Source organism: Vibrio sp. 14N.309.X.WAT.E.F5 (assembly GCF_030397615.1).
Lineage (GTDB): Bacteria > Pseudomonadota > Gammaproteobacteria > Enterobacterales > Vibrionaceae > Vibrio > Vibrio lentus.
This window is the reverse complement of record NZ_JAPNXR010000008.1, coordinates 85,868-101,003: the sequence shown is the minus strand read 5'-3', so window position 1 is coordinate 101,003 and position 15,136 is coordinate 85,868. Positions and strand designations below refer to the sequence as shown.

11 protein-coding genes are annotated in these 15,136 nt (G+C 45.4%); 6 read left to right on the top strand and 5 right to left on the bottom strand.

Features of this window, described 5'->3' with window-relative positions:
• The first annotated feature begins 8 nt into the window (after positions 1-8).
• From OW495_RS11170 to cyoE, 6 genes are all read left to right on the top strand, one after another.
• Positions 9-3,107 carry an efflux RND transporter permease subunit gene (locus OW495_RS11170; RefSeq protein ID WP_102514327.1) on the top strand — a complete coding sequence of 1,033 codons (3,099 nt, stop codon included), beginning with the start codon at positions 9-11 and terminating at the stop codon, positions 3,105-3,107.
• A gap of 758 nt (positions 3,108-3,865) precedes the next feature.
• The gene (gene cyoA, locus OW495_RS11165; RefSeq protein ID WP_077680639.1) at positions 3,866-4,762 is read left to right on the top strand and encodes a ubiquinol oxidase subunit II; all 897 of its coding nucleotides are present in this window, start codon (positions 3,866-3,868) and stop codon (positions 4,760-4,762) included.
• A 5-nt stretch (positions 4,763-4,767) separates the two neighbouring features.
• Positions 4,768-6,843, top strand: a complete 2,076-nt coding sequence (gene cyoB, locus OW495_RS11160) for a cytochrome o ubiquinol oxidase subunit I (RefSeq protein ID WP_050612784.1) — start codon at positions 4,768-4,770, stop codon at positions 6,841-6,843.
• Positions 6,815-7,450, top strand: coding sequence for a cytochrome o ubiquinol oxidase subunit III (cyoC, locus tag OW495_RS11155; RefSeq protein ID WP_080967339.1), 636 nt, complete (start codon positions 6,815-6,817; stop codon positions 7,448-7,450). The genes cyoB and cyoC overlap by 29 nt, the downstream gene beginning before the upstream one ends.
• The gene (gene cyoD, locus OW495_RS11150; protein WP_010439794.1) at positions 7,450-7,761 is read left to right on the top strand and encodes a cytochrome o ubiquinol oxidase subunit IV; all 312 of its coding nucleotides are present in this window, start codon (positions 7,450-7,452) and stop codon (positions 7,759-7,761) included. The genes cyoC and cyoD overlap by 1 nt, the downstream gene beginning before the upstream one ends.
• A gap of 8 nt (positions 7,762-7,769) precedes the next feature.
• Positions 7,770-8,642 (top strand): heme o synthase, encoded by an 873-nt coding sequence (cyoE, locus tag OW495_RS11145; RefSeq protein ID WP_102384196.1) that lies wholly within the window; start codon positions 7,770-7,772, stop codon positions 8,640-8,642.
• 106 nt (positions 8,643-8,748) lie between these two features.
• On the opposite strand, the gene OW495_RS11140 is transcribed toward cyoE, so the two are convergent.
• The 5 genes from OW495_RS11140 to OW495_RS11120 form a co-directional block, all read right to left on the bottom strand.
• Positions 8,749-9,240 carry a hypothetical protein gene (locus OW495_RS11140; protein ID WP_248374471.1) on the bottom strand — a complete coding sequence of 164 codons (492 nt, stop codon included), beginning with the start codon at positions 9,238-9,240 and terminating at the stop codon, positions 8,749-8,751.
• A 168-nt stretch (positions 9,241-9,408) separates the two neighbouring features.
• Positions 9,409-11,385 carry an alkyl sulfatase dimerization domain-containing protein gene (locus tag OW495_RS11135; protein ID WP_102514325.1) on the bottom strand — a complete coding sequence of 659 codons (1,977 nt, stop codon included), beginning with the start codon at positions 11,383-11,385 and terminating at the stop codon, positions 9,409-9,411.
• Between the two features lie 304 nt (positions 11,386-11,689).
• On the bottom strand, positions 11,690-12,679 hold the full coding sequence (locus tag OW495_RS11130) for a biotin/lipoyl-binding protein (RefSeq protein ID WP_017107610.1): 990 nt from the start codon (positions 12,677-12,679) through the stop codon (positions 11,690-11,692).
• A complete protein-coding gene (locus OW495_RS11125; RefSeq protein WP_102514324.1) occupies positions 12,679-13,305 on the bottom strand; it encodes a magnesium transporter in 627 nt (208 codons plus the stop codon). The genes OW495_RS11130 and OW495_RS11125 overlap by 1 nt, the downstream gene beginning before the upstream one ends.
• A gap of 632 nt (positions 13,306-13,937) precedes the next feature.
• Positions 13,938-14,849 (bottom strand): hypothetical protein, encoded by a 912-nt coding sequence (locus OW495_RS11120; protein ID WP_017109975.1) that lies wholly within the window; start codon positions 14,847-14,849, stop codon positions 13,938-13,940.
• Between the last annotated feature and the right edge of the window lie 287 nt (positions 14,850-15,136).

Below are 15,136 nucleotides of genomic sequence, written 5' to 3'. Positions count from 1 at the left end.
GAAATAGTATGAAAATCATAGAGACTATTTCTAACACTCGATTGCTTATTTTAATGACCGCACTGCTGATGGTGAGTGGTATTTCTGCGTTCATGACTCTGCCGCGTGCAGAAGATCCAGTAATCATAAACCGCTACGCGAACATCACAACCAGCTTCCCCGGCGCCAGTGCTGAGCGTGTTGAAACCTTGGTCACCGAGGTTATTGAGAACAAACTACGCGAGTTAAGTGAGGTTAAACTCGTCAGCTCGACGTCAAGGCCGGGTGTGTCGATTGTTACTTTGGAACTCAATGATGTGGTTACCGAGCCAGAGCCAGTTTGGTCTCAAGCTCGTGACAAGCTGTCTGACATCGAATCCATTTTGCCTGCGGGTTCTCACTCTCCCGATCTCGACAGTGATCATACCTATGCTTTTACCACGATTACGGCGCTAACTTGGTCTGGTGCCGGCGAGCCTGACAGATTAACGCTGGGTCGTTATGCCAAAGAACTCGCTAAGCGATTACGAACCTTGTCGGGAACTGAATTCGTTGATGAATACGGGATGCCGCAAGAAGAGATTCAAATCAGTTTACGCACTGCCGATGCTGCCGCGCTTGGTCGTTCAAGTGCTAATATCGCAGAATCTTTGGAAGGAGCAGATGCGAAAAACTCTGCCGGTGAATTGGTCAGTGCTTATTCTCGCTTTGGCTTAGAGATTAAGTCTGAGCTTGATTCCATTGAACGTATTAAGCAAGTGCCAATCGCCACCGACAGTAATGGTCACATCATCCGCATGGAAGACATTGCTTCTGTGAAACGTGGTGAGAAAACTCCGCAAGACCAGATTGCCATTATTGATGGTGAGCCGGGTGTGATTGTTGCGGCAAGAATGCACCCTGATCTGCGAGTTGATAACTGGACGTCGCGAGCCAACGCGCTCATCAGTCGATTTGAGCAAGAGTTGCCGAGCAATATTCAGGTCAACGTGCTTTTCAATCAACAAGGCTATACCGAAACTCGCTTGGACGATTTGGGTAAAAGCCTGATGATCGGTTTTGGTCTGATTTTGATCGTGCTGTTTGTCACCTTGGGTGTTCGTGCTGCAATATTGGTGGCGATTTCTTTGCCGTTAACTTCATTGCTGACGCTGTCGATCATGAAAATGACCGGTGTGCCGATTAACCAGATGTCGGTGACGGGCCTAATTGTGGCTCTCGGGATCATGGTGGATAACGCGGTGGTAATGGTTGATACCATTCAAGCTTATCGCCTGAAAGGGCAACAGCGCGCTGAAGCGACTATGAATGCGTTGAAGCATTTATGGGTTCCGTTATTAGGCTCAACCTTAACCACCGTATTGGCGTTTGCACCGATCATTCTGATGCCTGGCGCTTCGGGTGAGTTCGTGGGGGGAATTGCGATTACCGTGTCTTTCTCGTTGATCGGTTCTTATGTGATTTCGCATACCTTAATCGCAGGTTTAGCGACCAAGTTACTACCTAAACAACTCAGCGATGTGGATAAGAAAGGTCAACATCACTGGTATATGACAGGCTTAAGAATCCCCGCTTTAACACGTTGGTTCTCGTCTTCTGTCCGCTTTGGTGTAACGCATCCAATCATCACGATTGCTCTGGTTTTATTGGTACCGTTTACTGGTTACTGGAGTATGTCTCAACTGACTGAGCAATTCTTCCCACCATCAGACCGAGACATGTTTGAGATTCAGGTGTACATGCCGCCGCAAGCGAGCATTTATGCGACCAAGAATACTTCTGAAAAAATAGACCACATCATTCATCGTTATCCTGAAGTAGAACGTATCGATTGGCTGGTGGGCGCAAACTTCCCATCGTTCTATTACAACCTACAAGCTAGACAAAACAACGCGCCGTACTTCTCGCAAGCGATGGTGAAAACAGAAAATTTTGATCAAGCCAATGCGCTAATTCCTGAACTTCAAAAGGTGTTAGATAAAGAAGTACCACAAGCGCAGATCTTGGTGAGAAAGCTTAACCAAGGGCCTCCATTTACCGCGCCAGTAGAACTGCGTGTGTATGGTGAAAATCTTGATACGTTAAAAGCAATTGGTGAAGATGTTCGCTTGATTCTGGCGGGTGTGCCTCATGTGACTCACACAAGGGAAACACTGCAACCGGGTACACCTAAGGTGTGGTTGAAGGTCGATGAAGACACCGCGAAACTTAACGGTATTTCATTGAACCAGTTTGCTGGCATGCTGCAAACCACGCTGACAGGTCGCGAAAGTGGCTCGGTAATTGAGGGCAGTGAATCGGTGCCAATTCGTGTTCGTGTTGCGGATGACGCGCGTGAAAACTTAGCGCACTTAAGTAATATTCGCTTGCCAATCAGTTCTGAGGTGTACTCAACGGGCATCAATGTGTCGACTCTGGCTGAGCTTGAATTGACGACCAGTCGTGGTGCGATTACTCGTCGTAACGGGCAGCGTGTGAATACCATCGAGGGTTACATTGAAGCGGGTGTCTTACCTCAAACCGTACTTAATGAATTCCAAAAACGCCTAGCAGACTATGAGATGCCATCGGGCTACACGATTGGCTTTGGTGGCGAATCCGCTGAACGAGACAATTCAGTCAATAGCCTGATCTCGAATGTCGCCGTTGTGGTGGTATTGATGGTGTTGGTGGTGGTGATGTCGTTCAACTCGTTCCGAATGAGTAGCATCATCTTCATGGTCGCAGGATTGGCAGGTGGGCTAGGGCTGTTGTCGGTATGGATCTTCGGTTATCCGTTCGGCTTTACGGTGATCATCGCCATGCTCGGGATTGCGGGCTTAGCGATTAACGCTGCCATCGTCATTCTGACGGAATTGAAACTCGATAAGCAAGCCTCATCAGGCAATGTGGATGCGGTCGTTGAGGCAGTGATGTCGTGTACTCGCCATATCAGCTCGACCACGATTACAACCGTTGGTGGCTTTATGCCGTTGATTATTGCTGGTGGCGGTTTCTGGCCTCCATTTGCGGTCGCGATTGTCGGCGGTACAGTATTAACCACCCTTATCTCGTTCTACTTTGTGCCTGTGGTTTATCATTTGATGACTAAAAATCAGCGCAAAACCGTCGTCGAACCAACAGCATAATCTCTTCTTTGGTGACCCTTACTCCTCTCTATTGAGGGGAGTAACACCCACTTAAAACCCATCAAAATACTCATGAAATCGGCTTTTTATCCCCATTTCTGCTCGTTTTCTGCTGCGTATAACTGACATAATTATCATAAAAAGCAGGGTGTTATTTGAATTCCTGATGGGTTGCTGTCTGAAGTGATGTCTTTTCTAAATACCTTTAAAATCTTATGTGAATTCATAAATTTGACAGTCATCACACTTTGCTTAATTCGCTCTTTCTAATGTAATCAATCATTGTTGTTTCTACTGCGTGTTTACTTTTCTCTCTCCTGTTTCGCTTTAATCCTTGTCCGCACATGGCTCGACTCGTGTGGCACGTTCATGTTGTGCGTCTGAATTGCATCAATTTCCCACATCTCACTTTCATAACTGGAAGGTTAGTTTCCAAGTTTGTTTGGTGAGCTTTCAATTTCAACTCCTCATAATGCGCCAAATGTAACAATGTATTTCAAAGTGTAACAATTAAGTCATATTTTTTGTGTGGTTTTAACCGTGCGGCAATGTTTCGGCTTCGCAGCACTGTTGTTTTAACTTGGCAGTTCAACTGTTCAACTGTCGACTGTTTAACTGTCGACTGTTCAAGATAGTGGCTAATTCCGTTTCGCTTTGAGATGCGTCGTTTCACATGCTCAACACATAAATATTCTAATGACCATGACAACCAGTACTCGGGCGTTCGTTCTGAGGCTGGATAACCATCGAGAAAGTTAATGGAAGCTTCAAGATATAAACGCATTTTATCGAGAGCAAATCTGTCGAGGATTGGTTTGGTGGGAACCGTCCTGATGCTCGAAGGATGTAACTCCGCATTGCTCGACCCAAAAGGTAGCGTTGGCGTTCAGGAAAAGGAGCTGATTATTACTGCTCTGTTGCTGATGCTGATTGTCGTCATCCCCGTGATCCTGATGACCATCTACTTTGCTTATAGATACCGTGAAAGCAACACCACAGAAGAGTATGCACCTGACTGGGCGCACTCAACCAAGATTGAAATAGTGGTATGGACGATTCCAATCATCATTATTGCGATTCTGGCCACCATCACTTGGCGAACAACACACGAACTAGAGCCTTCCAAGCCTCTGGAGAGTGACGTTAAGCCTATGGTGATCGAAGTGGTCTCTCTGGACTGGAAGTGGCTGTTCATCTATCCGGAGCAAAACATTGCGACGGTTAACTATGTTGCGTTCCCGAAAGATGTACCGGTGACGTTTAAGCTAACTTCAGACAACATCATGAACGCGTTCTTTATCCCGCGTCTTGGTTCGCAGATCTACGCGATGCCGGGAATGGTGACCAAGCTGAATTTGATCGCGAACCACGAAGGTGACTTCAAAGGTTTTGCATCGAACTACAGTGGTAAAGGGTTCTCTCAAATGAAATTCACCGCATCAGCCATGCCTGATCAAGTGGCGTTTCTAAACTGGGTGGAAAAAGTGAAAGCAAGCCCGGACCGTATTGAAGACTGGGAGCAATTCCGTTCTTTGGCTGCGCCGAGTGTGGCTGAACCTGTGACTCTGTTTTCCAGTATCCCACCATTTTTATTCACTGATGTTGTGACCCAGCACCCTGGTTCAATGAACTGTTTGCCGGAAACCCAAGGATAATCGTCATGTTTGGAAGATTAACTCTAGACTCAATTCCCTACCACGAACCCATTATTTTGTTCACGTTAACCATGATCGCTTTAGTGGGTGGTTTAGTGGTGTATGCGGTAACAAAAGCCGGTAAGTGGCAATACCTTTGGAATGAATGGTTTACTTCTGTAGACCACAAAAAATTGGGCTTCATGTACATTGCGGTCGCGATGGTGATGTTAGTTCGTGGCTTTGCCGATGCCGTCATGATGCGTAGTCAGCAATTGCTTTCTGCAGCGGGTGAGACAGGCTATTTACCGCCACATCACTATGACCAGATCTTCACGGCTCACGGCGTGATAATGATTTTCTTCGTCGCGATGCCTTTGGTTATCGGCCTGATGAACATCATTGTACCGCTACAAATTGGTGCTCGTGATGTTGCGTTCCCTTACCTCAATAACCTGAGCTTCTGGCTGTTTGTAGTGGGTATCATCCTAACCAACATGTCACTGGGCTTAGGTGAATTTGGCCGTACGGGTTGGTTGGCGTATCCGCCTTTGTCTGGCATTGAGGCAAGTCCGGGAGTCGGGGTCGATTATTGGATATGGGCGCTGCAAATATCCGGTGTGGGTACCACGTTAACGGGTGTGAACTTCTTCGCGACTATTTTGCGCATGCGTACTCCATCTATGCCAATGATGAAGATGCCAGTATTCACGTGGGCGTCTCTGTGTGCCAACATCCTGATCATTATCTCCTTCCCAATCCTAACGGTAACCATCGCGTTACTGACTTTGGATAGATACATCGGCACGCACTTTTTCACCAATGACCTTGGTGGCAACGTGATGATGTATGTGAACCTGATTTGGGCATGGGGACACCCTGAGGTGTACATCCTAATCTTGCCTATCTTTGGTGTGTTCTCTGAAGTGACTGCAACCTTCTCTCGCAAAAAACTGTTTGGTTATACCTCTCTGGTATGGGCAACGGTGGCTATCACTATTTTAGCGTTTGTGGTTTGGCTGCATCACTTCTTCACCATGGGTTCTGGCGCCAATGTGAATGCCTTCTTCGGCATCGCGACCATGATTATCTCTATCCCAACCGGGGTTAAGATCTTCAACTGGCTGTTCACCATGTACAAAGGTCGTATCCGCTTTACCACGCCAATGATGTGGACAGTGGGCTTCCTAATCACCTTCACCGTTGGTGGTATGACGGGTGTATTGATGGCAGTACCGGGCGCAGATTTCATTCTGCATAACTCAGTATTCCTGATTGCTCACTTCCACAACGTAATCATCGGTGGTGTTGTCTTCGGTTGTTTTGCTGCGATTGGTTACTGGTTCCCGAAAGCGACTGGTTTCACTCTGAACGAGCTTTGGGGCAAACGCGCATTCTACTGCTGGATCATTGGTTTCTTGATGGCGTTCTTGCCGCTTTACGCTCTGGGCTTTATGGGCATGACGCGTCGTTTGAGCCAAGACATCAACCCTGAATTCTTCCCTCTACTGGCGGTTGCGGCTGCAGGTACCGGCGTAATTGCGATGGGTGTGGTGTGTCAGTTCGTTCAGATTTACGTGAGTGTTCGTGACCGCGACCAAAACCGAGATCTAACCGGTGACCCATGGGGTGGACGTACCTTTGAATGGGCAACGTCTTCACCACCGCCGTTCTACAACTTTGCAAAATTGCCTAAGGGCGATGAGATCGATTCGTTCTGGTATCAAAAGCAAAGTGGTGAGTTTGACCCGACTCAGGAAGAAGAATACGAACGTATTCACATGCCGAAGAATACACCGACAGGTATCTATGTTTCTGCATGGGCGTTGGCATTTGGCTTCGCGATGATCTGGTACATCTGGTGGTTAGCAGCAGCAAGCTTAGTGGGCATCGTGGTGACGTGTATTCAACACAGCTACAACGACGATGTGGACTACTACGTGGAAGTTGAAGAGATCAAAGCGATTGAAGCGGCTCGACGTGCACAGCTTGAAGAAGCAAAGAAACAGTCAGTGAAAGGCGACAACTCTGGTCGTGGTAACAGCGCTGACAGTGATAACAACGACAATAAAGATGACTTGGAGACGACGTATGCAAGCTAATACTCCGTCACACACTTATGATCTTGCACACTCGCATGATCATCACCACGAAGCTGCGGGCAATAAGTTGTTTGGCTTCTGGGTTTACTTGATGAGTGACTGTGTCCTGTTTGCCACGCTTTTCGCGACTTATGCCGTGCTTGAGAGTGGATCTATCGCAGGTCCGACAGGTAAAGACATCTTTGAACTGCCGTTCGTGTTTGTCGAAACCATGATGCTGTTGTTCAGTAGTATCACCTTTGGCTTTGGTATGATTGCGATGAAGCGCAAAGACGTTACGGGACTGAAGCGATGGATAAAAGTCACTTTCGTATTGGGTTTAGCCTTTATCTGTATGGAAGTGTACGAGTTCCATCACTTGATTGCAGAAGGCTATGGCCCTCAAGAAAGCGCATTCCTTTCTGCGTTCTTTACCTTGGTTGGCACACACGGTTTGCACGTAACGTTCGGTCTGATTTGGATGGCGGTGGCGTATCACCAGCTTTCAACCAAAGGCTTGAACGACAATATGTCGATGCGTTTCCAGTGCTTAAGCCTGTTCTGGCATTTCCTTGATATCGTTTGGATTTGCGTATTTACCATCGTGTACTTAATGGGGGTGATGTAATGGAACAGCATCTAGACAGCGGTGCAACGGATTATGTGAAAGGCTTTATTGCGTCACTGATTCTGACCATTATTCCGTTCTACATTGTGTGGTCACATGCGCTACCAAGCACGGAAACTTACGTGATCTTGTTCGGTTGTGCGCTGGTGCAAATCTTTGTGCACTTTAAGTACTTCTTACACATGGAAGCGAAATCCTCTGATGGGCGTTGGAACTTGGTGTCACTGATGTTTACTGCCATTGTTGTATTGATTCTTATCGCGGGCTCGGTATGGATCATCTACAACATGAACGTCAACATGAAGTTGTAGGCCAAGGTATGCTGAAAAAATATTTGTCTATTACCAAACCGGGCATCATTTTCGGCAACCTGATTTCTGTTGCGGCGGGGTTCTTCCTCGCCGCAAAAACAGAACCAGCCAGTGCGATGTTGTTACTGACGACTTTAGCGGGTGTAGGGCTGGTGATTGCATCAGGTTGCGTGGTGAACAACATTTTTGATCGAGATATCGACCAGAAAATGAAACGTACCCAGAACCGTGAATTGGTTCAGGGGAATATCAACACAGACGTCGCATTTATCTATGCGTTAGTTATGTTGTTGGCAGGCACAGCGTTACTGTTTCAATTTGTTAATCCGATGTCTGCGGTTGTGGTGTTGCTTGGCTATGTGTTTTACGTCTTTTTCTACACAATGTGGTACAAGCGTAATTCGGTTTACGGCACCTTAGTTGGCAGTATCTCTGGCGCAGTTCCGCCATTAGTTGGTTACCTTGGTGTGACGAATTACTTGAGCTTAGAAGCGGTTTTGCTGTTCATCATGTTCTGCTTATGGCAAATGCCACACTCGTATGCGATTGCGATGTTCCGCATTCAAGATTACCGCGATGCAGGCATTCCTGTTTTACCGGTGAAAGAGGGCGTTGATAAAGCACATCAGCACATGAAAGCTTATGTGGTGGCGTTTGGTGCGGTTGCTCTGGGGTTATTTTTACTCGGAGAGGCGGGTTATGAATACCTAGCCGTGTCGGCAGCCGTTTGCTTTATGTGGACCAAAGTGACGTTCCGTAAGGTTGATTGTCTTAACTACATCCAATGGTCAAAGACAGTCTTCAAGGTCTCTCTGCTGGTGGTGATGAGCATCAGCGGCGTACTTGGACTGGAACTGATTCCGTTGCCTACGCTTTTTTGATTTAGTTTTGTCGTTGAACCCTCACTGTTTTTAAATCCGAGGGTTCAACGACCTTTTATCTGATTGTCTGTTTATCTTGTCATCTATATTGCCGTTCAGCTGAGAACTACAGCCCCTCGAAAATATCACTAAACCAATCTTCAAGTTGCTCTCGTTTGTCTTGAGGGCCATTGATTACCACTAATCCATTCAGCGTCGCTTGATCCCAAGAGATCGTTCCGTTCGCCAATGCATCGAACACATCGAGCTCTGTAATAAGCAATAAATCGTTCTCTGTCGGCAAAGTGTCTCTTCCTGAAACGTTCACGCCTTTTTCAATGCTGATTTGGCTGTAGTGGCCTTTAATTGCTTCAAATAAGTTGAACTCAATCTTGCTCGGATGTGCCTTTGCGAGGGCTGATTTTATCGCAAACAGTTTGAAATGATCCGGTTTATCTAGGTTTCCGAACTCGTCATCTTGTCGAGCATTTATGATGTTGCCAAACACTTCGAGTGAGCCCGGTTCAGTCACCAAACTAAACCCGGTTTCTTGGTGTAAGCCGCAAGCGAATACCAGAGAAGAACTGAGTGAAAGCAATAGAACAAAACGTTTTAGCATGTGTGAACCTTAAACGAAGTAGGGCAGTTTCCTTACCCTAACAATAGACCTAGATCGTTGAGTGAAGGCTGCGAACTGTACCAATAAATAAACGATAAAGGGACCACTATGGGTCCCTTAGTTATCGGCTCGCCATCCTTAGCAGGCCTTTAATTGGTGTATATCCAATTAACGAACGATAAGCATCAGTTCTTCAGGAGAAAGAGGCTTGTCGAAGTAGCTCATGAAGAGACCGAAGCCCTTGATATCGCCATTCGAGAACTTGAATTCACCAGACTGCATGTTCTTACCAATCACTTGCTGAGCATTAGGGCCAGCCATCAGGATTTGGTTCAGCACTTGACGAGAAGTGTTGATTTGAACATCTGCGCCTTCTACAGCTGTTTCATGAAGCTGTGCAATACCGTTACGAACTTCGATAGTGAATGACTCATTCGTATCAGAGAAGTTGTACGTTAGCGCCATGTTTACATCTAACGTGCTCTCTGCAATTAGAGTCGACGTCATCATGTCGAAGATCTGCTTACTTGGTAGGGCTGTTAGAACGTCTACAGAAGCAAAGCTGATCATGTTAGAGAAATCGCGAGTACCTTCTAGCTCAGCAGCGGCATTTAATGCCCAGTTACGCCAGTTGATGTTCACTTGGTCTGCAGACCATGCTTTGTAAGCTTGTGCTTTCAGTGCGCGAGCTTCCATGTCGTCTTTGTTCACCGTGATTGGGTAAGAAAGAATCTCTGCTGCAAATGTGTAGTTTTCTGCTTTGATCGCGGCTTTCGCTGTGTCGATGATGTTGTCACGACCGCCCATGATTTCTACGAACGCTTTAGCGCGTTGCTCGTAAGCCATTGGCTCTAGCTGCCACGGATCGGCTTCGAAGAAACCGTTGTAGCCTACGTAAATTTGGCGAACAGCGTGTGCAACAGTACCGTAGTGCTCACCTAACCAAGGGTGGTCAGCAAGATGTTTAGGTAGCTTAACAACTTCAACAAGTTCGTCAGGTGTTAGACCCTTGTTCATGTGACGAATCGTTTGGTCGTGTGTGTATTGGATTGCATCACGGTAAGCCGTTAGTACATCCGCTACCGCTTCTTTGCCTTCAACAGGACGACCATGCGAGTTGATCATGATTTCTGTATCGAATTGACGCATAACGTCGATGCCCTTGAACCACATGCTTGGGTCACGGAATTTCGTACCACGAATCGTGTGTAGGTTCGGGAAGTTTTCGCCTTGTAGAACCTCTGCTGCGTGCAGGATTTTTTGTTCTGGAAGGTAAACCACGATTTCATCTTTAGTTTCAGATGGCACGTTTACGATCTGCATGTGAACGCCAGAGATTGTGATGTCTAATGTGCCATTTTTTTCAACGAGCATATTAGGCTCAATGAACGAGATATCACCTTGCATGAAGCGAGGGCCAAGGCCATCGTTTACTGTGCCGTGTTCGCCTTCTTCAACGTGTTTTGCACCTGTGTAAGAAGTGCGGTGACCAAACAGTGTACCGAGGTTTGAAGACCAGTTAGCGACAGCTTGAGTCAGATCTTCTTGAGCGATGATTTTCACTTCACCAGAAGCCACTTGCTCATCTGTTGCCCATGCACGAACACCAGAAATGTGGTCAATGTGGTTGTGCGAGTAGATGATCGCTTTTACTGGTTTGTCTGTGATGGCGCGGAATTGGTTTTTTACCGATTCGGCCATTTGTACTGATTCGCCTGGATCAACGATGATGATGCCATCGTCACCTTCGATCATGACTGGAGTGTCCAGACCGAAGCCGTAACCAAGGTAAACATTGTCATCAACTTTGATGATAGCTTGGTCCATCTTACGACCGTGCTTGGTTAGGATTGGGTGTACGTGATCAGACTCTTCTGTGAAAGCCAGTGAATCGCCCGTTTTTGAAAGCACTTGGATACGTTCGCCTTTGCCCCAGAACATGTTTGATTCGTGTTCGAATAGAACCTCGCTTTTGTAGCGCGCATCAAGATCGATGTTTTGGTATTGAGCTGCATTTGCGGTTTGAAGCTCTTGGCCTACCGTTGATGTAGCTTCAACAACAGGCGTTGCTGATGCAAAGCCAGAAACAAATAGTGCACTTGCGATTGCAACTGGAAGTGCCATTTTTTTGAATGTGTTAGTCATGATAGTGACCTTATATTTGGATACAGGAATTGGATTTCTTGAGCCAAATAATAGACAGGAGAGGGGGCGCTATCTACGCGCTAATAGGATTTCAATCTATCGTTTTTACGATGTTTTATTTTGTTAATGATTGTATTGACGATTTTAATTGATCTGAATCAATTAGCCAGATGAGCTTGTGACAGATACAAAAATGCCCTGACATTCAGGGCATTTAATTTGGAATTAATGGCTGTTATATAAGTGTTTACCGAGAACCTGAGTACTTACCAAACACCTAAGTACTTGCCGAAAACCTAAGTACTTACCAAGCGCCTAAGTAAGACTTGTAAGATTGTAGGCGAACCGTTGCCGCACCGATTACATCAATAAAGCCCCAGAACGGATGTGGCTTCTCAGCAGAAATCCAAGCTGCGCCAGCTGAACCAATTGGGATATTGAAACCTTCTGGTTCGATGATCTCAAGTACGATGGTACGGCCTAAACCGTTGCCGTTTCTTACCACGTGTTGACCGACGCTTTGTGGCCCCTGAAGTGGAGAAATACTCGACTCACCCGTACCTGCATTAAAGCTGTGTACTTTTGCTCTGAACACATGCCCTGGGTAGGCATCAACGAAGAACTCTGCGAAGTCTCCTACTTGAACATAGCCGTAAGTTTGGTCTGAAATACGCATCTCAAGGAATTTTTTGCTGGTGTTGTAGAGGTGCATGTTACCCATGACAGAACCTTCAGCAATATTCACTATCGATACTTGACCATCAAATTCAGCTCTAATGGTTTTCTTCTCTTGCGCCCAATTTACTTTTTGTAGATCGGCTTTTAACGATACAAGTTGAGCGTGCAGCACTCGAAGGTCTGAGTCGTATTTTTCTACGTCACGCATATTGAAGATTTCAGGTGACGTTTCAGCGCGCTCTAAGTCGCGAGTCATTTGCTTGATCTCTTCTTCTTTCTGAACAATTGAAGATTCGATCTTTGCTTTGTCTGCGGCAGAATCGATGTCGACGAGTGTGTAAATTACGTCGCCTTCTTTAACCATTTGGTTGTGCTCAACAAGCACTTTGTCGATCTGCTGACCAAAGATAGGTGACATTACCGCGTGTGGTGCTTTCACTGTGGTTGAGTTGGTTAAATCAACCGGTGCCCATAAGCGAGAGATAACCGCTAATACCGCAAGAATTGTTACGCCGCCAATGGCAGCCCACGTGTAGTTTTTGAAGTTCTTCTTCAGTGCACCTGTCGCAAACAGTGACCATACAATTAGGATGTATGGAATCATCATCTCTTTCATTATGCGACCTCTTTTTCTGTAGGGGATGGTTTTGTTGGAGCCTTTTCTTCTGAAGCCTGTTCTTTAGAAGATTGTTCTACTGGAGACTGATTTGTTTGAGACGGCTCTGTTACCGATTGTTCAGGTGATACGTGGACAGCCGCTGTCGCTGCATTAGTCGCATCTTGTTTAGGCTGAACACCACGGCGAATAACATCACTCAGTGATTGACCAATATGTTTCCAGTTCGCCAATGCGATAACCAAGGCGATAACCCAGAATGTTTTGCTGATGAACAGTCCACAAAGTGACAGTGCAAACACGATCTGTACGTGAGCGCTTTTGTGCTCTTTTGCTTTATGCACTCCCAGTTCATGCAATTGCCACATGCCGTAAACACCGGCTAATACCACAGCAATGGTCACTGAGAACAAATAACCAGAGAAGTACTCCATCTGGAAGAAGTTCATCATCATTTCATTGGGATGATTGTTGAATTGAGACATGTCGATGTCTTTAGAATGGATTGTGCCTAACGGTGCAAGAGCCCATGCACCGGCAAACATTACCGCCATAAACAGGCAGAATTTAATCAAGACCATCACAACGGCCCAGATTTTCTGGAAAATGATTTTTATAAAGTTCATATCTCAACCTACATCAATAAGAAGAGAGAATTTGCAGCCTAGAAGTAACCTTTAATGACATCTTAAAAAGTAGATGTCTATTATGTGGGTAGATTAGTGCTCATAATAAACAAAAGTAACAGATGATATTTAAAGTGATATTGCACAGTCCAGACAACCGATTCTCGGTATCAAGAAGCGAATATGCTTCTCTACAAATCAATCTTTATTATTTGTCAGCAGACGTAAATGAAATGGCGATGAAGCGTTCGAATTAATATTCGTGCGGCTTTCTAGCGACTGTTTTATTACGTGTAATACCTCGGCAATCGAGGGGCTCTTCCATGACAATTGACATACCAAAGTAAAACATTTGTCAGTTTTCTATTTGGGCTGATGATTGATTTGTTAGCAGGATAATAGGAAGAGTTTTGACCAGTATCTACCCAGAATTACGATTTGATAATATCGTAATTACGATTAGTAGTTATAACTCTAAATCGGTAGGGTGATTTATTTGAAAAGGCTCATATACAGATAGAAAACATTGTTCATTAACTTGGTTTGGATCATAGAAGTCGATGAAAAGTGCTAAAAAGGCTGGCCTAAAATATTAAATAAATTAGACCAGCCTGTAGGGGGATTTTAATCGATTATTTGAACGGGTTTAATGTAACAGGCGCAATAAAGAATTTCAGGTTCCAATCTGGTGCATATGGCACATACTCAGCGGGATTGGTTGTATTAACATTTGCGTCTGGTTTCATTACGTAATATTGAAGTTCTACACCCCAACGAACTGGCATTGGCCCAACCTTAAACATATCGATATAGCCTAATCCGACAGGTACAGTAAATTGGTCGGAACCATCTTTTGTCCAATCAATTTGAATATTAGGTGTCATACCAATTAACGCGGTGTTGCTGACACGATAGTTTAAGAAGTACTGGATGTCCGCTTGATTGGTTGATTCAGTAACGCTGTCGCTCCCGCCTACATCCCACCATTGCTGAGCTAAGAAACCAACGTTCCAGCTTTCAATACTGGCTGGGTTACCTGTTTCTTTACCAAGGCGAGCGACCATTGCTGCAGGACCTACTTGCCACTTATCTTGCGTTAAACCATCAGTACCTGTTGGCATGATCACCGTTGGACCAACACCCCAAATCCACCCATCATCACGGTTAGGCGCTGCCAATGATAGAAAGACAGTGTCTCCCATACCGTTTGTACGTCCTTCAAAGAAATCACCGTCTTCACGATCGCCTGGTGAACTGTAGTGGTTGGCAACCAAACGGTTCACCAAGTTCCATTCACCATCCATGATAGGTACAGGCATTACTGGTTGAAAGCTGAAGCGGTTTTGCATCTCATGGTGACCATCTTCTTTTTCTAGAAAGGTATAATCATTTTGAGTAATTAGCATCCATACATCTGACACAGGGTTGGCTGATTTTTTTGCCGCTTCTTGTACTGATAATTGTTCTTGCGCACTTGCTGTTGTTGAAAGTAATGCTGCTGCAGTAATGGCAACAGAAAGGAAGCTCTTTTTAATTTTAAGCATATCTATACTCTTAGTCATAACTTGTTGGGGACTCACTTCATCTTCACGGTCATGAAGTGTTTATTCGTTGGCGAGAAATATAGAAGATGTGAATAATATGAATCTACGTAATAATTCGTTTTGTAATCATCGCAAATACGATAGCTGATGCTTTTTATTCATTAGTAGCGAGTTTTATAAAAATAAGGGGCTATTTTTTTGAACTGATATGTTTGTCGGGCTTTAGATAAATAGCGTGTAGATAAAGCGTTCCTCCAATTTCCAACATTAGGCTGAATAAGGGCTGA